This window comes from Streptacidiphilus jeojiense (assembly GCF_000719095.1).
GTDB lineage: Bacteria > Actinomycetota > Actinomycetes > Streptomycetales > Streptomycetaceae > Streptacidiphilus > Streptacidiphilus jeojiensis.
Genome location: NZ_JOEH01000017.1, coordinates 148,426 through 170,331, shown reverse-complemented (window position 1 = coordinate 170,331; position 21,906 = coordinate 148,426). Strand labels below are relative to the sequence as shown.

Annotated in this window: 15 protein-coding genes and 1 riboswitch; of the genes, 8 read left to right on the top strand and 7 right to left on the bottom strand. The window is 74.0% G+C overall.

Features of this window, described 5'->3' with window-relative positions:
* Positions 1–330: 330 nt before the first annotated feature.
* Complete coding sequence (locus tag IF29_RS43815) at positions 331–2,280, bottom strand: ATP-binding SpoIIE family protein phosphatase (RefSeq protein ID WP_380523805.1); 1,950 nt, start codon at positions 2,278–2,280, stop codon at positions 331–333.
* A 331-nt stretch (positions 2,281–2,611) separates the two neighbouring features.
* Positions 2,612–3,988 carry an NAD(P)/FAD-dependent oxidoreductase gene (locus IF29_RS0123375; protein ID WP_051725789.1) on the bottom strand — a complete coding sequence of 459 codons (1,377 nt, stop codon included), beginning with the start codon at positions 3,986–3,988 and terminating at the stop codon, positions 2,612–2,614.
* Positions 3,989–4,596: 608 nt separating this feature from the next.
* Here IF29_RS0123375 and IF29_RS0123370 point away from each other — a divergent pair.
* Positions 4,597–5,298 carry a TetR/AcrR family transcriptional regulator gene (locus IF29_RS0123370; protein WP_037596219.1) on the top strand — a complete coding sequence of 234 codons (702 nt, stop codon included), beginning with the start codon at positions 4,597–4,599 and terminating at the stop codon, positions 5,296–5,298.
* A gap of 246 nt (positions 5,299–5,544) precedes the next feature.
* The gene (locus IF29_RS48590; protein ID WP_051725788.1) at positions 5,545–7,509 is read left to right on the top strand and encodes a sigma-70 family RNA polymerase sigma factor; all 1,965 of its coding nucleotides are present in this window, start codon (positions 5,545–5,547) and stop codon (positions 7,507–7,509) included.
* 44 nt (positions 7,510–7,553) lie between these two features.
* Here IF29_RS48590 and IF29_RS0123360 read toward each other — a convergent pair whose 3' ends face one another.
* From IF29_RS0123360 to IF29_RS0123350, 3 genes are read right to left on the bottom strand one after another with little or no spacing between them, the layout of a single operon-like run.
* Positions 7,554–8,249: a DsbA family oxidoreductase gene (locus IF29_RS0123360; protein ID WP_030258266.1), complete on the bottom strand. Its 696-nt coding sequence runs from the start codon at positions 8,247–8,249 to the stop codon at positions 7,554–7,556.
* A gap of 22 nt (positions 8,250–8,271) precedes the next feature.
* Positions 8,272–8,904: a universal stress protein gene (locus IF29_RS0123355; protein WP_051725786.1), complete on the bottom strand. Its 633-nt coding sequence runs from the start codon at positions 8,902–8,904 to the stop codon at positions 8,272–8,274.
* Between the two features lie 35 nt (positions 8,905–8,939).
* A complete protein-coding gene (locus tag IF29_RS0123350) occupies positions 8,940–11,264 on the bottom strand; it encodes an asparagine synthase-related protein (RefSeq protein WP_030258262.1) in 2,325 nt (774 codons plus the stop codon).
* 700 nt (positions 11,265–11,964) lie between these two features.
* Here IF29_RS0123350 and IF29_RS0123345 point away from each other — a divergent pair.
* From IF29_RS0123345 to IF29_RS0123320, 6 genes are all read left to right on the top strand, one after another.
* On the top strand, positions 11,965–13,446 hold the full coding sequence (locus tag IF29_RS0123345) for an NsdA family TPR-like regulatory protein (RefSeq protein ID WP_030258261.1): 1,482 nt from the start codon (positions 11,965–11,967) through the stop codon (positions 13,444–13,446).
* A gap of 190 nt (positions 13,447–13,636) precedes the next feature.
* Positions 13,637–14,854 (top strand): L-2-hydroxyglutarate oxidase, encoded by a 1,218-nt coding sequence (lhgO, locus tag IF29_RS0123340; RefSeq protein WP_030258259.1) that lies wholly within the window; start codon positions 13,637–13,639, stop codon positions 14,852–14,854.
* A 67-nt stretch (positions 14,855–14,921) separates the two neighbouring features.
* The gene (trmB, locus tag IF29_RS0123335) at positions 14,922–15,692 is read left to right on the top strand and encodes a tRNA (guanosine(46)-N7)-methyltransferase TrmB (protein ID WP_380523813.1); all 771 of its coding nucleotides are present in this window, start codon (positions 14,922–14,924) and stop codon (positions 15,690–15,692) included.
* Positions 15,693–15,770: 78 nt separating this feature from the next.
* Positions 15,771–17,543, top strand: a complete 1,773-nt coding sequence (locus IF29_RS0123330) for a PrsW family intramembrane metalloprotease (RefSeq protein ID WP_051725784.1) — start codon at positions 15,771–15,773, stop codon at positions 17,541–17,543.
* 156 nt (positions 17,544–17,699) lie between these two features.
* Positions 17,700–19,385, top strand: coding sequence for a hypothetical protein (locus tag IF29_RS0123325; RefSeq protein WP_051725782.1), 1,686 nt, complete (start codon positions 17,700–17,702; stop codon positions 19,383–19,385).
* Between the two features lie 93 nt (positions 19,386–19,478).
* Positions 19,479–19,781 (top strand): hypothetical protein, encoded by a 303-nt coding sequence (locus IF29_RS0123320; protein WP_030258251.1) that lies wholly within the window; start codon positions 19,479–19,481, stop codon positions 19,779–19,781.
* 150 nt (positions 19,782–19,931) lie between these two features.
* On the opposite strand, the gene IF29_RS0123315 is transcribed toward IF29_RS0123320, so the two are convergent.
* Positions 19,932–20,882, bottom strand: coding sequence for a M23 family metallopeptidase (locus IF29_RS0123315; protein ID WP_030258247.1), 951 nt, complete (start codon positions 20,880–20,882; stop codon positions 19,932–19,934).
* A 12-nt stretch (positions 20,883–20,894) separates the two neighbouring features.
* A riboswitch (cyclic di-AMP (ydaO/yuaA leader) is annotated at positions 20,895–21,042 on the bottom strand.
* A 219-nt stretch (positions 21,043–21,261) separates the two neighbouring features.
* Entirely contained in the window at positions 21,262–21,873 is a 612-nt protein-coding gene (locus IF29_RS43810; RefSeq protein ID WP_198037537.1) for a thioredoxin family protein, read from the bottom strand.
* Positions 21,874–21,906 lie beyond the last annotated feature (33 nt).

Genomic DNA, 21,906 nt, shown 5'->3' with positions numbered 1-21,906 from the left:
CGGACGCTTCCTTCGAGCGGCTTTCACACCAGCCCTCCGGGCGCTTCCTTCGTTTTCTACTCTAGCAGACCGTTTCCGGCTTGCTTTCCGTCCTCCCGGGCCGATTGTTTCCGGTCCGTTCCGACGAGTGAAACTCTAGCGGAATTCCTCGGTCCAAGCCAATTCCGCTGCATTCCCAGGAAATGGGCATGACGAACCAGGGGCTGCATGCGCTGTACTTCCAGGGGATGGCCACCCTCACCACAGGACCGGCCGCGCTCAGCGCGTTCGGAGCTCCTGTTCAGGCAGCTCGACGTACATTAGGCGGCTGCCGACGCGAAGTCAAACCCATTACTGACGGGGCGTCTGACGTGTCGTGGGCAGCAGGAAGTCGCACCAGACGGCCTTGCCGCCGTCCGGGGTACGGCGGGTGCCCCAGCTGCTGGCGATGGTCGCGATGATGGCGATGCCACGGCCGGTCTCGTCGGCCGGTTCGGCGCGGCGGCGGCGTGGGAGGTGGTCGTCGGCGTCGGTGACCTCCACCGTGAGCCGGCGGTCGGTTCGGCGCAGCCGCAGGCGCATCGGGGGGTGGCCGTGGGTGAAGGAGTTGGAGACCAGCTCGCTGACCGCGAGGACGCCCAGGTCGAGCAGTTCCTCGCCGAGTCGCCAGCTGGCCAGCACGCCGCTGGTGAAGGCCCGGGCGCTGGAGACCGCCTCCGCGCCGCCCAGCAGGTCGAGTGAGGCGCTGCGGAACAGCTCCGCGGTCTCGCTGTCGCGCTCCGGGAGCTGGAACACCAGAGCGGCGACGTCGTCGTCGTGGTCCGGGGTCACCCCCATGGCGCGCAGCAGCCGGGCGCAGATGACGTCGGGCTGGCCGGTGGCGCCGGCGAAGGTACGGGCCAGGGCGTCGAGGCCCTCGTCGATGTCCTGCTCGCGCCGTTCGACCAGGCCGTCCGTGTAGAGGACCCCGGTGGCGCCGGTCCCCAGCGCGACGCTGGCCGAGGTGTGCAGGTAGCCGCCGGTGCCGAGGGGCGGACCGCAGGGCTCCTCCGGGCGGGTGACCGAGCCGTCGGCCTCACGGATCATCAGCGGCAGGTGGCCCGCCGAGGCGTAGACGAGGCGCTGCTCGCTGGGGTCGTAGACGGCGTAGACGCAGGTGGCGATGAGCGTCGCGTCGATTTCCGAGGCCAGGCCGTCGAGCAGCTGCAGCACCTCGTGCGGCGGCAGGTCGAGTCGGGCGTAGGCGCGCACCGCCGTACGGAGCTGGCCCATGACGGCGGCGGCGCGCATGCCGCGTCCCATGACGTCGCCGATGACCAGGGCGGTGCGCCCACCGCCGAGGGTGATGACGTCGTACCAGTCGCCGCCGACGGCCGCATCGGCGCCGCCGGGTTGGTAGGTGGCGGCGACCCTGAGGTCGTCGGGCTGTTCGAGCTTCTGCGGGAGCAGGCTGCGCTGCAGGGTGACCGCTGCCTCGCGGTGGCGGCGCTCGCTCTCCCTGAGCCGCTCGGTGACCTGGACCTGGTCGGTGACCTCGGCGCCGAAGACCAGCACGCCGCAGACGTCGGCGGCGTTGGTGCTGCGGCGCAGGGCGCCGAAGGGGCTGCGCGGGCTGGTGGTGATCCGGCCCTGCTGGTGCTGGTGGGTCGCGGCGAGGGCGGTGACCTGGCGGCCGAGGTCCTCGCTGTCGCGGACCGGAGCGCAGACGAAGGTGAAGTAGCGGGGTCGCTCAGCGCCCGCGCCCGCGCCGGCCCCGGCTCCGGCGCCCGAACCCGAGCCGTGATCGGAACTGGTGAACGAAGGGTTGGTGACCTTCCGCGCCTTGACCGTGCGGGGTCGGCCGGTACGGAACGCCTGGTCCATCAGCGGCAGCAGACCCAGCTCCTCCAGCTCGGGCATCACCTGGTGGGCCGGGACTCCGGTGGGCCGATGACCGAAGACATCGGTGTAAGCACGGTTGAGGTAGCCGATGCGGTGACCCGGGCCGTAGCTGACCGCCACCAGGGCCGGCAGGTGAGCCAGCACGTCGTGGACGGTGGGCTGGTCGTAACTGCTGTCGGAGGCCGCTCGGGGGGCGGTGACTCCGGCGGTGCTGCCGGCACTCCCCCCGGCCGCGCCGGCCACGGCACCCGTCCCGGTCCCGGTCCCGGTATCGAACATCCCACCGCCCGCACCAGTCCCCTTCGCGGGCGCGGGCAGCGAGGCACGGACGTCCGCGCCGCCGGCGAGATCCCCGACGGGCCCGTGGTCGAGCTCCTCGTCCTTGAAGTCGCTGAAGGCGTTCGGCTGCTCGACGGGCACGTCACCGGGTTGCGTCTTCTGGGTCCGGGGCGACAGTGCGGACCGTCGCTGTACTCCAGGGAGCCGGGAGCTCCAGCGCGTGAGGTTCACGGGACCCTTCTGTCCGAGTGAGGGAGAGCTGGCTGTCCGGCGGTGGGGGCACGGGACGTCCGGACCAGTGTGGCCGATGTCCCGCGCAAGCAACATCAGGGACGGTCACTCTCAGGAGATACCCATCCTGTGCATCGTGGGGAGGCCTCCCCTGCTTCCTCCCCATCCACCTGACGTCTCTTCACAGCGGAGAGCCCCGATCCGCCCGTCAGTCCTCGGTCACTCCTCCGTCAGCCCTCCGTCAATCCTGGTCGAGTTCCATCAAGGTCTCGAAGCCGGCCCGCGGCTGCTCCAGTGCGCCCATCGACACGATCTCGCGTTTCAGCAGTCCGGCCAGGGTCCAGTCGGCCAGTACCCGGGCCTTGCGGTCCAGCGTCGGCATCCGCCGCAGGTGCACCGCGCGGTGCAGGAGCCAGGCGGTACGGCCGTGCAGCGCGCGGCCGCGCAGCTGGGCCACGCCCTTGTGCAGGCCCAGTGAGGTGAGCGAGCCCTTGGACTCGTAGCGGTACTCCACGGCCCGCTCGCCGCGCAGCTGCGCCACCACGTTGTCGGCCAGCACCCTGGCCTGCCGTACCGCGTGCTGGGCGGTGGCCGCGCAGCACTCCCCGGGCCTGGTCAGGTCCGGTACCGCCGCACCGTCGCCGGCCGCCCAGACGTCCGTGGTGCCGAGTACCCGCAGGGTGGCGTCGCAGCGCAGCCGTCCCTGCGCGTCGCAGGCCAGTCCGGTCTCCCTGAGCACCGGATGGGCCCGGACCCCGGCCGTCCAGACCAGGGTGCGGGCGGCGAACTGGCTGCCGTCGGAGAGCGCGACGACGCCGTCGTGCACCGATTCGAGCCGGGTGCCGACCCTGACCTCGATATTGCGTCCGCGCAGTTCGGCGGTGGTGCGCAGGCCGACGTCGGGCTCGGTCTCGGGGAGGATGCGGTCGCCCGCCTCCACCAGCACCCAGTGCAGGTCGTCGGGTTGGATGCCGGGGTAGTGGCGGGCGGCGTAGCGGGCCATGTCCTCCAGCTCGGCGATGGCGCCGGTGCCGGCGTAGCCGCCGCCGACGAAGACGAAGGTCAGCGCTGCCTCGCGGAGTGCGGCGTCCCGGGTGGAGGAGGCCAGGTCGAGCTGGGTGAGCACGTGGTTGCGCAGCGACACGGCCTCCTGGACGCTGCCGAAACCGATGCCGTGCTCGGCCAGCCCCGGGACCGGCAGGATCCGTGGCACCGCTCCCGGGGCCAGGACCAGCAGGTCGTAGTCGAGTTGGAGGTCCCGCTCGGTCTGCTGCTGCACCGGTGGCGGGACGGTCACGGTGGCCCGGTGGGTCGCCGGGCTGAGGGCGCTGAGCCGTCCGAGCACCACCTGCACCCGCGGCAGTATCCGGCGGAGCGGGACGACCACATGGCGGGGATCGACGGCGCCCGCGGCCGCCTCGGCCAGCAGCGGTTGGTACGTCATGTACGACTTCGGGTCGACGAGGGTCAGTTCGGCCTCGTCCGGGCGCAGCCGCTGCTGCAGCCGCAGTGCGGCGTACAGGCCGACATGGCCGCCGCCGACGAGCAGGATCCGGACCGGGGTGGGGGCGGATACCGGGGTGGGGGTAGACGCGGATGGAGGTGGTGGGGTGGTCACCGGCGTCACTCAGTCTCGACTCGTAGTTTCCGGCCGCTGGTGACTGGCCACCTGCGGCCGCCCGACAGTTGTTGCAACAGGACCGCCGCGACAGCGGACCGTCGCGGCACCGGCATCGGGGTCGCTCCCCGCGTGGTTGGAGTACCGGTCCATTCCGCACCCTCGACGGCGTCTTGTACATAGCCCGTACCTGAACTGGTGGGGCCGGTGCGGCGAACGACATGAGGAGAACGGCCGTAAATGTCCGCTCGATCATCCACGTTTCGACGCAGATGTCCTACGCCCTGACGCAGATTCTCGGTGCTCCGGGGTGCGCCGCGCGCACCCGAGTCTTGGGAAGGCCCCTGTTCGGCCTGATCTGCTCTCAACTATGGTCGGGGTGTCTGCGAATCCGTACTCGGTTCGCTACATCGTGTGCGCGTTGGGGGGCACCGCATCGGACGTGGTGCCCACGGGGGAGGACGAAAGTCATGGTTCAGCGGGAACATGCGCTTCCGCATGTGGGGGAACGGTCCATACCGGATCCGCGAAACGGGCGTCCGACGGCGTCCCTGTCGGCATCGGCATCGGTCTCAGGAACGCCGTCAGGTTCGCCTTCCGGGGCGACGGTGACCGGCTCGGGTTCCACTGGTGGTGGCGGCGGTGGCGGCCGGCTGCGGGTCGACGCACGGCGCAATCTGGAGAGCGTGCTGCGCGCTGCGCGCGAGGTGTTCGGCGAACTCGGCTACGGGGCGCCGATGGAGGAGGTCGCCCGGCGTGCCGGGGTCGGCGTCGGCACCGTCTACCGGCGCTTCCCGAGCAAGGAGGTCCTGGTCAGGAGGATCGCCTCGGAGGAGGTGGCCTGGCTGACCGCGCAGGCCTGGGAGTCGCTGAACGGCGACCCGCAGCCCTGGGACGCACTGGCCGGCTATCTCTCCCGGGCCGTGGCCACGGGCGCCGGACGGCTGCTGCCGCCGGAGGCCTTCCGCTACGCGGAGCGGATGGACCAGGTCCCGGCGCAGCGGACGGCGGGTCAGGTGCCCCCGCTCGAGATCGCGGCCCCGCCGCCCCCGCCGGGTGACGGCGCCGGCGACGCGGATCCGGCCCGACTGCTGGAGCTGCTCGGACAGTTGGTCGAACGGGCCAGGAGCGCGGGCGAGTTGCGCAGCGGGGTGCGGGTCACCGATGTGGTGCTGGTGCTGACCGCCTCGGTGCCGTCGTACACCGAGCCCAGCGGGGACGGCGCCGGCGTCGACGGGTCACCGGTGGCGCAGGGGTCCTCGGCCCGACTGCTCCGGATCCTGCTGGACGGCCTGCGGTCCGACGGCTGACGGGTAGTCGGCTGATGGATGGTCGGCTGACGGAAGGTCGGCTGACGGAAGGTCGGCTGACGGGTGGTCGGTGCACGAATGACAGGTCGCGACAGGCCGGATCGGGCGGTCACCTTAGTGCGCCGCTTCGACAGTCGCTCAGGTTTTCAGTTTTCCGCTCCCCGGACGGGTGGTCGGGTGCTGAAGACCGGACCTGCACCGGCTCGGCATGGGAATCTTTGACCGTGGAACGACACGGGGACTGCCATGCGCGCTGACGGCCAGGACGAGTCGGGGGAGGGTTCCGGCATCGGCTCCAGCGAACCACTGGAGCCCTCGCCCCAGGTTCCGGCCCAGGGCGGCCGGCACCGCGCCGACGACGCCGAGCCCGGGGCCGCCGCGGTCCCGGGGCCGGCCACGGTGCCGCCCCCGGGCGGACCGGTCGACGAGGAGCCGCTGCCCGTCTCCGACGCCGAACTCACCGCTGCGGTACGGGCTGGCGACGACGCGGCCTACGAGGAGCTGTACCGGCGGCACGCCGACGCGGTGCGCCGCTACGCCCGCACCTGCTGCCGGGACACCTTCACCGCCGAGGACCTGGCCGGCGAGGTGTTCGCCCGCACGCTGCAGGCGTTGCGCGCCGGCAAGGGCCCCGAGATCGCCGTCCGCGCCTATCTGCTGACCGCGGTCCGCAACATCGCCGCGGGCTGGAGCCGCAGCGACCGGCGCGAGCAGCTGGTGGACGACTTCACCCTGTTCGCCGCCACCTCGGCGGCCGTCGCCGACGTCAGCGTCGTCGACCCCGGCGCGGACGCCTGGGCCATGGCCGGGATCGACCACTCACTGGTGGTACGGGCGTTCAGCAGGCTGGAGCCGGACGACCAGATGGTGCTCTGGCACACCGCCGTCGAACGCGAACCACCGCGGCAGGTCGCCGAGTTGATGGGCAAGAGCGCCAACGCCACGGCGGTTCAGGCGAGCCGCGCCCGGGACCGGCTCGCCACCGAGTTCCTGCAGGCGCACATCTCCGACACCCAGGAGACCGCCTGCGAGGACTACGCACGGAGGCTGGGCGCGTTCGCGCGCGGCTCGCTGGGGAAGCGGGCGGCCGGTGACGTGCGCGGGCACATGAAGGAGTGCGACCGCTGCTCGGCCGCCTACCTGGAGCTGGTGGACCTCAACCACAGCCTCCGCGAGCTGCTGCCGACCGGCGCGCTGGTGTGGTGGGTCAGCTCGGGCTACTTCACCGCGCTCGCTGCGGGCGCGGCCGGGGCCGCCGGGGTCGCGGCCGGGGTCGGCACCGGGGCGACCGCCGGTGCGGGAGCGACCGCCGGTGCCGGAGCGACTGCGGGTGCGGCCGGCGCAGCCGGTGCGGGTGCCGGGGGCAGCGGGGGTGCCGCCGGCGGGGCCGCGGCCGAGGGGCTGGGGGTGCCCGCCAAGGCCGGGATCGCGGCACTGGTGACGGTGGTGGCGGTGGCCGGGGTGGTGTTCGCGCTCACCGGCAACGACACCAAGCCCAAGCCGCCGCAGGCGGCCAAGCCCTCGGCGGTGAAGGTGGTCCCCAGGCCACCGGCCCTGCCCGCGCCCCGTCCGAAGCCGACCCCGTCCCCGGCGGTCGTCGCGCCGCCGGTGCCGCCGGTGCCGAAACCCACGCCGAAGCCGGCGGCCCGTCCGACGCCGCGTCCGGTTCCGGTGGTGAAGCTGTCACCGAAGCCCCGGCCGACGCCGAAGCCGACCCCCAAGCCGTCGCCGCGGCCCACCCCGACCCCGACTCCCCCGGTGGTCGCCCCCGCGGACTACTACGTGGACGCCCTCCCCTACGGCGGGATCGGCGCCGCCGACGGTCCCAGCGTGGCCCCCGACGCGTCCAGCTGGCTCTGGCAGCGCAGCAACGGGGTTCGGGTCGGCGGCACGTCGTACAGCCGTGGGATCACCGTGCACTCGCCGTCGTCGGTGACCATCGACCTCAACCGCAGTTGCACCGAGTTCTCGGCCGACGCCGGGATCGACGACATGACGCTGGGGCTGGGCGCGGTGCGCTTCTCGGTGCTGGACGCGACCACGGGACGTCAGTTGTGGAGCTCCGGAGTGGTCCGGGGCGGTCAGCCGGCGGTCCCGGTCGGCGTGCCGCTGCGCGGCGTCACCGCGATCCGGCTGGTCACCGAGCCGGCCGCCTGGTCGATCATCGCCAATGTCGCCGACTGGGCGGACGCGCGGTTCACCTGCCACTGAGGCACCCGCGCCCGCCCGGCCGGGCGGATCGGACGGCAGTCGGTTCAGACGGCGCAGCTGTCGTCGTCGCAGCTCCCGGCAGCCCCGGCTCCGTCACTCGCCGTCGCCGTGCTCGCGGTGGTGGCGGCGGCCTGCTCCAGGGCGCGCAGGAAGGTGGAGGTCTCCTGGGCACCCTGGACCGCCCACTTCTCGTCGATGACGAAGGTGGGGACGGAGCTGATGCCGAGGGCGCGGGCGTGCTCGATCTCATCCCGGACCTCCTCGCTCCCCTCGCCGGAGGCGAGGAAGCCGGCCACCCGGTCCCGGTCCAGCCCGGCCGCCACGGCGACCGCCGTCAGCGCGGTGTGGTCGCCGACGTCGACGCCGTCGCTGAAGTGGGCCGCGAGCAGCTTCTCCTTGAGGGCGTGCTGCACCGGGAGGCCGTACTCGGTGGCGGCGAGCCACAGCAGCCGGTGCCCGTCGAAGGTGTTGACGTGCAGGGCCGCGTCGAAGTCGTAGCTGATGCCGTCGGCAGCGCCGAGGGCGGCGACCCGGTCGTCCATGGCCCGCGACTGTGGCCCGTAGCGCTCGGCGAGCCAGGCCCGGTGCGGGGTGGCCTCGGCCGGGGCGTCGGGGACCAGCTGGTAGGGGCGGTAGACCACCTCGACGGGCTGGTTGAAGGCGCTGAGGGCGCGCTCGAAGCGGCGCTTGCCGATGTAGCACCAGGGGCAGGCTATGTCGCTGTAGATCTCGATCTTCATGGCTTCCCTCTTGTCTGCGTCGTCAGGAGTCGGAACCGGTATCGGTCTGCCCGTATTCCTCGGCCGTCTCCCCGGGGACCAGGAGCACCGGGCAGGCGGAGTGGTGGATCACGGCCGTGGCGACGGAGCCCAGCAGCAGCCGTTCGAAGCCCCCGTTGCCGCGGGCTCCCACGACCAGGGTGCGCTGCCCCGCGGTGGCCCTGAGCAGGGTTTCGACCGCGTCGCCGAGGACGACGTGCACGGTCACGGACGGCATCGGCGGGTGGTTGGCGCGGACCGCGGCGAGGGCGCGCAGGGCGACCTGGCCCATACTCTCCAGCAGCCGGTCGACGCTGTCCTCGGCGAGGTCGGCCATCCCCGGCGGGTAGCCGGCCGGGGCCGGGTCGACGGCGGCGAGGACGTACAGCGGCAGGTCGTGGGCGACGGCTTCGGTGAAGGCACGGTCCAGGGCCCACAGCGAGCCGTCCGAGCCGTCGAGTCCGACCAGGATGCCGGGCGGACCGGACGGCAGCTCGTGGACCACCGGTACGGCGCCGGTGGCCGGGGCCGCGGCGGTGCGGTGGTGCACCGGGCCGGGCGCCCCGGCGTGCAGGGTGACGGCCCGGATCGGGCCGGTGCGGGCGGGGCCGCTACGGGTCGGGCTGGTGCGGGGCATGTCCTTCATGCTTGCGCCTGGGCGGCGGGGCGGGGCTACGGCACGCCGATCGGGTCCAGGCCGCCGATGGCCCGGCGTTCGGCCAGCGGCATCCCGGTCCAGCAGGAGCCCTGACGGGCGTGCAGGCGGCGCAGCCAGAGCTCGGTGGAGACGACCGCAGCCAGTCCGTCCAGCGGCACCGGCCGGTCCCGGGCGGCGTTGTGCAGCGCCTTGCGGAAGGCCCGGGCGTCGAGCAGGCCGAGGTCGGCGAGCAGCGGGGCGGCGAAGATCCGGTCCAGGGCGTGCAGCGCCCGGCGCAGGCCCTCGCGGACGCTGTCGGCGGCGGAGTAGGGGTCCGGCGGCGTGCTGCCCCAGTCGGGTACCGACTCGGCCCCCGCCCCGGCGAGCACGCTGCGCAGGATGGCGTGCCGGGAGCCGGGCTGGACCCGCGCCGAGGGCGGCACCAGGCCGCAGGCGCGGACCACCTGGTTGTCCAGGTACGGAGCGTGCAACCGCTGTCCGTGCGCCTCCTCGGCGAGTTGGGTGAGCACCCGGAACTCGCCGGCCTGACGGTGCAGTGCCAGGCGTGCACGACGTGCGCCGGGGCGCTCGTCGGGGGCGGTGCGCCGGGTGGCCAGCCGCAGCCGCACCGAGACCGCGGAGAGGGCGTCGTCGGTCAGCCAGCGGGCCGCCGGGCCGGGGTCGCACCAGCTGAGGGACTGGATGGAGGCGGCCCCCGCCGTTCCTGGGAGCGCGATATGACGGGACATCAGCTGGGCGGCGGCGTCCTCCAGACCGTCCGCGTAGCTGGTGCGGGCCAGCCGGCGGGCCGCGCGCAGCACCCCGACCGGGGTGCCGAAGGCCCCGTGCACCGGGTGGTCGGTGCTGTCGGCCCGGGCCAGCGCGGTGATCGGCCGCAGCAGCGGCAGCCTGCGGTGTTCCAGCAGCAGGTCGGCCAGCCGGGCCGGATGGCCGTCCAGGACCTGGCGGCCGCCGTGGCCGCCCAGGTGGTCGGTGCCGGCCTCGACCAGCCGGCGGCGGTTGCGTGCGCCGGCGACCAGGGCGGCACCGGGTTCGTCGGTCAGCGGCCCGGCCAGGTCGGGGTCGAGCAGGTCCGCGTAGGGGAGCGCCTCGGGACCGCCGGCGATCAGCAGGTGCTCCAGCCGGGGGTGGTCGCCGGCCAGGGATCTGATCCGGACCAGCTCCGCGGTGCGGGCCGGGTCCGAGCCGGGGTCGGCCGAGGCGTCGTCGGTGTAGGTGACCGCGAGCAGCGGGGCGTCCGCGGTGGCCGCCGTGGCGCCGCCCCTGGCCCAGGAGCCGCGCACGGCGCCGCTGCGGGCCGGGGTGGGCAGCGTGGTCGGCGGACCGTGGTGCAGGGTGCGGTAGCTGCGCGGGTCGCCCCAGCGCTCGTCGACGCTGCGGCGGGTCGCCGGGACCGGCTCCTGCTCCTGGCCCGCGGGGACCGCGAGGCGTCCGGCGGCCGCGGCCCGGAGCGACTCGGACAGCGGCGGCACCGGGCGCCGGGCGCCGGGAGTGGGTATGGCGGCGGCCAGCAGGGTGACCACGGTGGAGGCGCTGCCGCCGGAGAGGTCGGTGCTGACCCGGGGCGGCCGGTCGGAGTCGCCGCGGACCCGGCAGCGGACGGCCTCCAGCAGGCTGCGGGTGACCTCCCCGGTGGCCGCGGCCTCGGTGATCTCGGTGCTGCCGCCGACGGCGGGCAGCTGCGGCTCGTACCCCTGCAGCTGCGGGCGGCCGGAGCGGATGCTGAGCGCGCGCGCCGGCGGTACCCGCCGCACGCCGGCGAACGGGCTGCCGCCGTCCACCGCCTCCGGGGCGTCCGGGACGGCCAGTCGGGCGGCCAGGTACAGCGGGTCCACCGGTGCGCCGACCAGGTCGGCCAGCGGCAGCGCCGCGGTGGCGTAGGCGGTGCCGCCGCACCACTGGGTGTGGAACAGCGGGCGGACCCCGGCCAGGTCACCGATCAGCGTGGTCCTGGTGCCCTGCTGGAGCACCACCACGTAGCTGCCGGGCCAGGCGGTGAGATGGCGCAGCGCGCCCCCGCTGGCGGTCAGCAGCGCGGTGCGCAGCGCCGCGTCCCCGGCGCCGCAGTGGCCGACGACCGCGAGCCGGGCCACCGCGCCGTCGGCGGCGGCCGGGTCGTCGGGGTCCTCGGGCAGGTCGGGGAAGCCGGTGCGGACCGTGTCGTCCGGGCGCAGCTGCCGGTGCACCGCGATGGTGCGGATCTCCTCGGGGCGCCAGTCGCCCACAGCCCAGAGCGGATCGGGGCCGCCCCAGAGCAACTGCCCGCCGAGCGGGCGCAGTCCGCGCAGGCCGGGGTCGGTCACGGCGGACGCGCCGTTCCACCCCACCAACCACCGCATCGACGCCTCGCCTCCGTGGGCCCCGGACGGACGGCAGCGGACCTGCTGTCGTACCGTCAGCAACCGTTCAGAGACATGGTGCCATCAGGACGGCTCGACTTCGCCGGGCTGGACGCGATCGATTGTGGCCGTGAGCGGAAAAAGGGCGCGGAGAATCCCGTCGGAACGCGGACAGCGACGGCCGAAGCCCGGACGTCTGCCGACCGATTGCGGTCAGTTCCGGGCATTCGGGGCGGCTCCCCGGGATGCCCCGGGACGGTGCCGTGGACAGGGGTCGACGGGAACCGCATCCGGGCCGCTCCCTCCCCGACCCGGACGCGGCCTGTTCCCCGTGCCCGTTCCCCCGGTTCCGCTCGGGGGGTGTCCGCACACCCCCCGAGTCGGCCGGCCACCGCGCGGGGAGTGCGGCGGCGTCCCCCGACCTGCCCTCCTCGACCGCAGGCCGACCCACACCGGCCATCGAAGCCCGGTCGACCGGGGCCGGGGAGGGGGCACGGGAGGGCGCACGGCCACACTCGGCGGGTGCATGGCGCCCTCGCTGCGGCGCAGCGGCGGACCCGGCCCGGGCGCGGCTGCGACCGCGCGGCAGTCCCAAGGGGGGAGAGCGGTATCCCGCCATACGGAACGGAACCTCTTAACCGTGGGAACGCGGGGAACTACTCTGGGTAGAACGCTGACCGGCGGGGAGGTGGCACAGGGCATGACCACCACAGGGCGAGGGCCCAACGACAAGCTCGGCACGCTCCTGGCGCTCGCCGGCATCAGCAACGCCGGGCTCGCCCGCCGGGTCAACGACCTGGGCGCGCAACGGGGTCTGACCTTCCGTTATGACAAGACCTCGGTGGCGCGCTGGGTCGGCAAGGGCATGGTGCCGCAGGGCGCGGTGCCGCAGTTGATCGCCTCCGCGATCGGCGGAAAGCTGGGACGCACCGTCCCACTGGACGAGATCGGCCTGGGCAGCACCGATCCGGCGCCGGAGATCGGCCTCGCCTTCCCCCGCGAGGTGCCCGAGGCGGTACGGCACGTGACGGCCCTGTGGGGTCTCGACTCCGGTCCACCGCAGGGGAGTTCGGGAACCTCCGGCGGCGTCCGGCGGGGCTGGTGGGACAACCTGGCGGGCACCTTCTCGGTGACCGCGTACGCCACCCCGGTCTCGCGCTGGCTGATCACCCCGGTCGACGGCTCGGTCGCCAGGGACGCCTCGGCGCTGGAACTCTCCGACGAGGCGCTGCGGGTGCGGGCGGTGGTGGGCGACGGACACTCGTACCGGGTCGGCCATGCGGACGCGGCCAAGCTGCGGCAGGCGGCCGAGGAGGCCCGGCGCTGGGACTCCCGCTACGGCGGCGGGGACTGGCGCTCGTCCATGGTCCCCGAGTGCCTGCGGCAGGACGCGGCACCGCTGCTGCTCGGCTCCTACAGCGACGAGGTGGGCCGGGCGCTGTTCGGCGCGACCGCCGAACTCACCAGGCTGGCCGGGTGGATGGCCTTCGACACCGGCCAGCACGAGGCCGCCCAGCGCTACTACATCCAGGCGCTGCGACTGGCCAGGGCGGCGGCGGACGTGCCCTTCGGCGGCTATGTTCTGGCGTCGATGAGCCTGCAGGCCACCTACCGGGGCGCGGCCGAGGAGGGGGTGGACCTCGCCCAAGCCGCCATCGAACGCAACCGCGGCCTGGCCACCACCAGGACCATGAGCTTCTTCCACCTGGTGGAGGCCCGCGCGCACGCCCGCGCGGGCAGCGCGCACGCCTGCGCGGCGGCGCTCAGCGCGGCGGAGGCCTGGCTGGAGCGGTCCCGTCCCGGCGACGACGACCCGGCCTGGATCGACTTCTTCTCCCACGACCGCCTCGCCGCGGACGCCGCCGAGTGCTACCGGGACCTGGGGGTCCCGCTGAAGGTGCGTCAGTTCACTGCGCAGGCGCTGGCGCGCCCGACCGAGGAGTACGTGCGCTCGCACGGCCTGCGGCTGGTGGTCTCGGCGCTGGCCGAGCTGGACGACGGCGATCTGGACGCGGCGGTGGCGGCGGGGACCAGGGCGGTGGAGGTGGCCGGGCGGATCTCCTCGCAGCGGACCAGGGAGTACGTCCAGGAGATGCTGAAGCGGCTGGAGCACTTCAAGACCGAGCGGGCGGCGGTCGAACTCGCGGAGCGGGCTCGGTTGGTGCTGGCAGCCCCGGCGTGAGGTCCGGCTGGAGGGTGCGGCGTGTGCATGGTTTGTCGCGCAGTTCCCCGCGCCCCTAGGGGGCTGCAACTGGGCCAGTTGCACTTGCTAGGGGCGCGGGGAACTGCGCGACCAGCCAGCTACGGTCCGCAGCCGAAAATCCCCCCGGAGGCCACCGCACCCTCCCGCACTGTCGTACCCACGTGGGAGTATGCCCCGCGTGGACACGACCTGTGGGTACGACTGCGACGTGGTGGTGATCGGCGGCGGGATCGTCGGTCTGTCGACGGCGTATGCGATCAGCCTGGCCGCACCGGGGACCTCGGTGATCGTGCTGGAGAAGGAGCCCGCCGTGGCCGGGCACCAGACCGGGCACAACAGCGGCGTGGTGCACAGCGGCCTCTACTACAAGCCCGGCAGCCTCAAGGCCCGCTTCGCCGTCGAGGGCGCCCGGGAGATGGCGGACTTCTGCCGGGAGCACGGGCTGCCCTACCGGTCCACCGGGAAGCTCGTGGTCGCCACCGGCAGCGAGGAGCTGCCCCGGCTGCACGCGCTGGCGCAGCGTGGTCGCGAGCACGGCCTCAGCGTGCGCGAGCTCGGCGCGGCCGGCATCGCCGAGTTCGAACCGCAGGTCAGCGGGGTGGCCGCGCTGCACATCGGGGACACCGGGATCTGCGACTACCCGGCGGTCGCGCGGGCGTACGCCAAGCTCTCCGGCGCGCAGGTGCGCACCGGCGGCGCTGTCGTCTCGATCGCGCGCCGGGCGGACGGGGTCACCGTCGGCACCACCCTCGCCGAGGTGCGGGCCCGGGTGCTGGTCAACTGCGCCGGGCTGCACAGCGACCGGATCGCCAGGATGGCCGGGGACGAGCCCGGGGTGCGGATCATCCCGTTCCGCGGCGAGTACTTCGAGCTGTCCGACCGGGCCGCGCAGCTGGTGCACGGACTGGTGTACCCGGTCCCCGACCCGGCCTTCCCCTTCCTCGGCGTCCACCTCACCCGCGACCTGCACGGCGGCGTGCATGTCGGCCCCAACGCGGTGCCGGCCACGGCCAGGGAGGGCTACAGCTGGAGCCGGGTCAGTCCGCGCGAGTTCGCCGGGACGCTGGCCTGGCCCGGTGCCTGGCGGCTGGCCGCCAAGCACTGGCGGGCCGAGGCGGTGGAGGTACGGCGCTCGCTGTCGCACCGCGCCTTCACCCGGGACGTCCAGCGGCTGCTCCCGGCCATCGCCGGCGCCGACCTGATCCCGGCCCCGGCCGGGGTGCGCGCCCAGGCGGTCGGCCGCGACGGCACCCTGCTCGACGACTTCGCCTTCGCCGAGGCCCCGCGCACCGTCCATGTGCTCAACGCGCCCTCCCCCGCGGCCACCGCCTCGCTCCCGATCGGCCGCGAGATCGCCGGCCGGGCGCTGGCGCAGCTGGCCGGCTGAGCGCCGGTCGACCGCCGGTCGAACGCCGGCCGGGCCCGATGGCCGCGCCGTTAGACTGGACCCCACTGTGACCAGCCATCCCGCATCCCCCGCTGCCCTCCCCGACGACGTCGTCCCGACCCAGCTCGGTGCGCCGGTCCCCGACGACCTGCACCGCGAGCGGCGGATCCGCAGCTTCCACCCGCGCAAGGGGCGGATGAGCGACGCCCAGCGCGCGGCGCTGGCCAGGCTGTGGGAGCGCTACGGCCTCCGGGTGGACGGCAGGAGCCGGATCGACCTGGGCGAGCTGTTCGGGGATCCGGAGCTCCCGGTGCTGCTGGAGATCGGCTTCGGGATGGGCGACGCCACCGCGACCATGGCCGCCGCCGATCCCGGCACCGGCATTCTCGCGGTGGACGTGCACACCCCGGGCCACGGGAACCTGCTGCGCCGGATCGAGTCCGACGGCCTGGCCAACGTCCGGCTGGCCGAGGGCGACGCGGTGGTCCTGCTCCGCGACCAGCTGGCGCCGGCCTCGCTGGCCGGGCTGCGGATCTACTTCCCCGACCCCTGGCCCAAGGCCCGGCACCACAAGCGGCGGCTGCTGCAGCCCGAGTTCCTGGAGCTGGCGCTGTCCAGGCTGCGCAGCGGTGCGACCGTGCACTGCGCCACCGACTGGGAGCCGTACGCCGAGCAGATGCTGGAGGTGCTGAGCGCCTCGCCCGAGCTGGAGAACCCGTACGCCGGGAGTGACGGGGGGTACGCACCGCGACCCGAGTGGCGCCCGGTGACGAAGTTCGAGCGGCAGGGCCTGGACAAGGGCCATGTCGTGCACGATCTGGTCTTCCGCCGCCGCTGAGGGAGTGCCCGGGGGAGTGTCCGAGGGAGTACCGGCAACGCCTTACGGGAGGCTTATCCGCCCCGCTAAGGTCGTACGGTGAGCAGCCCGCAGCCGGAACCGACCGCGACCGCCGACACAGCCGCGCCCCGGCCCCCGTTCGCGGAGGCCGCCTCCGTGCTGCAGCCCCCGACCGCCCAACCCCAGGCCGCCCAACCCCAGGCCGCCGCGCAGACCCCGCCGGTGCCGCAGGCGGAGGGGCAGCCGCAGTTCCAGCTGACCGGCAGCTTCCGCTACAAGGCGCGCCGCAATCCGTTCGACAGCAAGGCGCTGCGGCTCACCGCGCTGATCGTGCTGCTGGCGCTCTGCGGGGTGGCCATCCTGGCCCTGGTGCAGCGGCAGACCGGCACCTCCGGGCTGCTGATCGGGGTGTGCCTGGCCGTGCTGCCGGTGCCGCTGGTGCTGGGGGCGTTCTACTGGCTGGACCGGCTGGAGCCCAAGCCGCTGCGCAATCTGCTGTTCTGCTTCGCCTGGGGCTCCTGCGCCGCGACGCTGGTCGCCATCCTGGCCAACACCTGGGCGACCTCGCTGCTGATCAGTCATCAGATCGGCAGCGGCGAGACGCTGGGCGCCAGCCTGGTGGCACCGCTGGTGGAGGAGTCGGCCAAGGGCTCCGCGATCCTGCTGCTGTTCCTGTTCCGCCGCCGCGACTTCGGCGGCATCGTCGACGGCGTGGTCTACGCGGGGTTCACCGCGACCGGCTTCGCCTTCACCGAGAACATCCTCTACATCGGACGCTCGGTGCTGGACGGCGACAAGGACGGCGCCGGCTTCGCCCAGACCGTGGTCACCTTCATCCTGCGCGAGGTGATGTCGCCGTTCGCGCACCCGCTGTTCACCTCGATGACCGGGGTGGGCTTCGGGCTGGCCGCGGTGTCCCGCAAGCGCTGGGCGAAGGTGTCGGCGCCGATCGGCGGCTGGGTCTGCGCGATGTTCATGCACGGGACCTGGAACGGCTCCTCGGTGCTGGGCCCGCTGGGCTTCATCGGCGTGTACTTCCTGTTCATGGTGCCGGTGTTCTGCCTGATGGTCTGGCTGGTGGTGTGGTCGCGCCGGAACGAACTGCGGGCGCTGGAGCGGCAGCTGCCGGTGTACGCGGCGGCGGGCTGGATCGCGCAGCAGGTGCCGCTGGTGCTGTCGACGATGCGGACCCGGAAGCAGGCCCGGGAGCTGGCGAAGTTCACCCAGGGTCCGGTCGGCGACAAGGCGATGCGGGAGTACGTGGGCTTCGCCACGGCGCTGGCGTTCCTGCGGCAGCGCGCCGAGCGCGGGCTGGCCGGGCCGGACTTCGTGGAGCGCGAGCAGGAGCTGCTGCACCACCTGTGGGAGCGCAGGGAGCGGGTCGCGGAGATATTCACCCGGGTCGGCGCGCAGGAGTGGTACCGCCGCAATCCGCAGGCCAGGGGCTTCGGCGGGTTCCCGGGTGCGCCGGGGATGCCCCCCGGGGTGTTCGGGGTGCCGCGCGCGTTCGGCGCGCCCGGCGGCTACCCCGCGCCCGGCTACGCGGCGGCCCCGGCGCCGGCCGCCTACCTGCCGGCCCAGCCGGGCCCCGGCTACGGCGGGTACGCGCCGCACGTACCGGGCGCCGGCTACGGCTACCCAGGGCCGGCGCAGCCGCAGCCCTGGCCGCAGCCCCCGGCCTACGGCTACGGCTACCCGCAGCCGCGCCCCTACCCGCAGCCGTATCCCCAGCCGTACCCGCAGCCCTACCCCCAGGCCCAGCCCCCGGCCCAGCAGCAACCGCAGCCGACCCCGCAACCGCAGTCCGCGCAGGTCACCGATGCCCCCACCACCGTGGAGCCCCCCGGCTGACCCTGCCGTCCACCGGCGCGCACACACGGCGCGCGCACCATTCGTTCACGCCCTTGGCTGATCGCACCGGAACCATCGGGGGTCCCTCCCGCGTTGGACCTTCTGACCCCGCATGCAGCGTGCGGAGACGCCGACACAGCGTCAGGAGGCCCGCGGATGACAGATGGCATCTACCGCATGGCCGTGACCAGTGGCCACAGCCACCGCGACACGGTCACCCTCGCGGGACAGCAGGTCAGACACTGGCTGAAGGCCCAGCACTATGAGGACCCCGGCGCCGAGGACGGCCGCCACCGGGTCGGGGCGCAGGCCGTGCTCGACTGCGCCCTGAAGGACCGGGTCAGAGGCGCCAGCGGCGCCAAGGAGTCGGTCGCGCGCTGGCGACTACGCGAGTTCACGCCCCAGGGAATCTGGCAGACCTCACTGACGATCAGCACCCCTCCCACCGGCGGCACCTGGGTGCGCCTGGACGCCGAACAGCTGCCGGTACGCGGCGCCTCGGCGACCAAGGCCCCGGTCCCCGCCCTGGCCCGAGGCCTGCTCGACGTGCTCGGCGCGGCCGAGGGCGAGCACCAGGGCGCGGCCCGGGTGCACGGCATGCCCACCGTCATCGAACGCGGCGACGTCGACGAGGTGCTGGACGAGCTCTGCGACCCGGACCGCCGGATGCCGATCGTGGTCGCCAGCACTCCCCCGCGCACGGACTTCGACGACTGGCTGGCCGAGACCGTGGACCCGCTGCTGCGCGGCTGCGCCGGCCTCGCCGTGCTCTACGCGCTGGCCCCCGGTGCCGAGCGGGACTTCAACCGGGCCCTGGAGCACCACCGGGTGTACGGCGGCGCGGTGCGCACCTACCTCCCCGGCCTGGACCCGGCCTGGGCGCCCGAGGCCCAGCGGCACCGGGTGATGGGCCGGCACACCCTGGACACCGACCTGCGCCGCGCCTCCGGCCTGCTGGCCTGGCTGCCGCGCCGGCTCGCGGTGCAGTCCCCGCTGCCGGAGGCCCTGGCCGGGCTGCCGCCGCTGCGGGCCCAGAACCTGCGCGGCGGGTCGGCCCCCTGGTCCGAGGAGAGCGCGGACATCGCCGCGATCGACGGCGTCCAGCCCGGCAGCCTGCTGGTGGACCACCACGAGGAGGAGGTCCACGAGGAGCGGGCCCGCGCCGAGGAGCTCCAGGAGGTGCGCCGCTGGCTGCGCGACGCCGAGGAGCGCGAGTCGCAGCTGGCCGCCGAGTACGACGAGCAGTACAGCGAGCTGCGCGAGGCCCGCACCCAGGTCAGGTCGCTGCGCGGGCGGCTGGCCGAGGCGGACGGCGGCGAGGGCGCGAACCGCGCCGAGCCGGCCACCACCCGGGTCGACCCGGTCTCCTTCGCCGAGCTGGTCGAGCGGATCGACGAGTTCCCGCTGCTCTCCTTCACCGGCGACCCCCGGCTGACCCGCGAGCTGGACGACCAGACCGACCACCCCACCTGGGTCAGGATGGCCTGGGACGCGCTGCTCGCGCTGCAGGACTACGCCGAGGCGGCGGTGCACGGCGAGTCCGGCGGCGACTTCCGCCGCTGGTGCGAGAACACCCCGGTCGACTGCCATGTCTTCCCGCCGCGCAAGGTGATCCGCGACGAGTCGCGCACGGTGCGCACCAACACCAAGTGGAAGGGCGAGCGCGAGCTCCCGGTCCCGGTCGAGGTCAACCCGGCCGGCAAGGTCTTCATGGGCGCCCACCTGCGGATAGGCGGTGGCGGTACCGCGCCCCGGCTGCACTACTTCGACGACTGCTCGGGGACCGGGAAGATCTACATCGGCTACATGGGCCTGCACCTGCGGAACACCAGGACCAACTGAGCCCCCGGCCCGGCCCGGGCGCGCCACCGGGCCCGGGTTAGGGTCGGAGCAGCAGTGGTTCCGGCGTTCGGATCTCAGGAAGGTCGTACGGAGATGGCACGCATTCCCTCGTCCCTGGTCGCGGCGGGCGGGCTCGTCGGCGGTTACGGGATCGCCCGGGCGACCAAGCGGCGGGAGCTGGGCGGGGTGGCCCTGCTCGCGGCCGGCGCGGTCGCGGCGACGCAGTGGAAGCGGACGGCCGGCCCGGCCACCGCGGTGGCGCTGAGCGGCCTGTACATCGCCGCGTTCGCGGGCTCGCACCCGCTGGCGAAGAAGCTGGGCGCCTGGCCGTCGGTGGCCGCCGTGTCCTCCGGCGTCGCGCTGGCCTCCTGGGCGGCCGTGGACCGACGCGCCTGACGGGTCGCCGGCGGCAGCGGTCGGACTCGGAGTCGGGGCCGGGGCCGGACAGGCCGACGGTCCCAGTGTCGGGGGGTGTCACCGGGACCGTCGGAGTTCAGGGGGTGCCGCTCGGGATCACGCGTCGGACCAGCGGCAGTGCCGGGACCCTCAGAGCGCCAGGCCGTGCTGGGACAGCCAGGCCGCCGGGTCGACCGGCTCGCCGCCGCTCGGACGCACCTCCAGGTGCAGGTGCGGGGCGTTGACGTTGCTGCCGGTCGCGCCGACCCGGCCGATGGGCTGACCGGCCGTCACCGTGCCGGAGCCGACGCCGATCACCGAGAGGTGGCAGTACCAGACCTCGGTGCCGTCGGCCAGCGTCTCCACCACGCGGTAGCCGTACGCCCCGGCCCAGCCGGCCGAGGTGATGGTGCCGCCGCCGACCGCGACCACCGGGGTGCCGGTCGGGGCGGTGAAGTCCTGTCCGGTGTGCAGCTGGGACCAGAGCGAGTCGGACTGGCCGAAGCCGGATCCGGCGACCGCCGAGGCGATCGGGGCGACCAGGGCGCCGACCCCGGCCCGAGCCGTGGTCTGCTGCGCCGTCACGGTCTGTGCGGCCACGTTCTGCGCCGCTGCCGCCTGCGTCGCAACTGCCTGCCGGGCCGCCGCCGTTGCCTGGGCCGCGGCCTGCTGGGCGGCCAGCTCGGCCGCACGGGCCTGTTCGGCAGCTTCCTGCGCCGCCGTCTCGCGGGCCGCCGCCTCCCTGGCCGCAGCCTGGCGCGCCGCGGCCTCGGCCGCCGCCTGGCGCCGGGCCGTGTCCTCGGCGGTCGCCCGCTGCTGCGCGGCCTGGGTGCGGATCCGGTCGGCCAGGGCCGTACCCGGGTCGGCCGCGGGCCTGGTGAGGGTCGCCGTGGTGCCGTGGGCCTGCTCCTGGGCGACCAGGGTGCTGCCCCCGGTCTCGCGTACGGCCGCCGATGCGGAGGGGGCCGCGAGCGCGACGGCTCCGGTGGCACCGACCGCGGCCATGGCCGCGAAGCCCAGCACCGCCGAGGGGGCGGTCCGCTGCGGCGGGATCGGCTGCACGGGTGCCACGGGTGCCCAGGTGGGCGAGTTCGACGCCACGTTCGGCGTGCTCCTTTCCTTCCATCTCGCCGACCGGGTTAGCTGACGGGTTCGGAGAGGAAGGTCTCCTACGGCCAGGTGCGGCCGATTCACCCCGGGGTACTGAACCTCAGTACCGAATGGTTCCCCGGTTCCAGACAGGATTAGGCGATCGCGTGCGATGCCGTCCGAGCAACGGCAGACCTTCGCACTGCGTTATTGAACGGTAATCCTAGTGACGGTTGATGCCAAGCAATCCAGGGGGTGCAGTTGAGTGCTCACGGAGCGGAGTCGAGTTTTGTCCGGTTCTGCCCCGCAGTGACTGTTCCTGAGTATGCATCAGCCCGACTCTTCTCACCTTCCCTGCGGCTTCCCGGCAGCTTCCCCGCAGCCCCGGTGCTCACCGGGACGGCAGGTAGAGCCAGTCGACCAGGGTTCCGGCGAAGCCGTCGGCGTCCAGGTCGCGCGCATTGGCGAACGCCGACGGGTCGCCGGTGTCCCGCTTGGTGCCGTCCGGGCCGAGCAGCACCAGGGCGGGGATCCCGCTCTGCGCCAACGAGACGTAGCGGGCCGCCAGTTGGGTGTTCAGGTCGTAGTGCCCGACGTCCACGGTCACCAGGTGGTAGTTGCGGGCCAGGATGCGGTTCACCCCGGGGGTGTCCACCAGCGCGGACAGCGCCTGGCAGTCCTCGCACCAGGAGGAGCCGAAGTCGAGCAGCACCGGTCGGCCGTCCGCCCCGGACGCCGCGACGGCCGCGGCCACCGCGGCGTTGGCGTCCGCCGAGGGGTCGTAGCTGTCCGGAACCGGGGCGAGGCTCACCGAGGGCAGCGGGACGAACGGATGGGCGTAACCCACCTGGCCCGCGCCGTGGGCGGCTCCGGGGGCGGCGGCGTCGCCCGGCGCCCCGCGGTGGCCGGGCGCCTGCCCGGACACCGTCATGCAGCCACCGAGCAGCAGCAGGGCTCCCAGCGCACCGGCGATCACGGCAACCCGTCGCCGAAACCCGCGCACGGCACTCCCTCCCTCGCTCCACCCCCACCGTCG

Bases quoted from the DNA above. Each gene is read 5' to 3' on its own strand.
- lhgO (WP_030258259.1), top strand. From the start codon at position 13,637: ATGCCCCGCGTGGACACGACCTGTGGGTACGACTGCGACGTGGTGGTG.
- IF29_RS0123360 (WP_030258266.1), bottom strand. From the start codon at position 8,249: ATGAAGATCGAGATCTACAGCGACATAGCCTGCCCCTGGTGCTACATC.
- IF29_RS0123320 (WP_030258251.1), top strand. From the start codon at position 19,479: ATGGCACGCATTCCCTCGTCCCTGGTCGCGGCGGGCGGGCTCGTCGGC.
- IF29_RS0123355 (WP_051725786.1), bottom strand. From the start codon at position 8,904: ATGCCCCGCACCAGCCCGACCCGTAGCGGCCCCGCCCGCACCGGCCCG.
- IF29_RS0123325 (WP_051725782.1), top strand. From the start codon at position 17,700: ATGACAGATGGCATCTACCGCATGGCCGTGACCAGTGGCCACAGCCAC.
- IF29_RS0123350 (WP_030258262.1), bottom strand. From the start codon at position 11,264: ATGCGGTGGTTGGTGGGGTGGAACGGCGCGTCCGCCGTGACCGACCCC.
- IF29_RS48590 (WP_051725788.1), top strand. From the start codon at position 5,545: ATGCGCGCTGACGGCCAGGACGAGTCGGGGGAGGGTTCCGGCATCGGC.
- IF29_RS0123345 (WP_030258261.1), top strand. From the start codon at position 11,965: ATGACCACCACAGGGCGAGGGCCCAACGACAAGCTCGGCACGCTCCTG.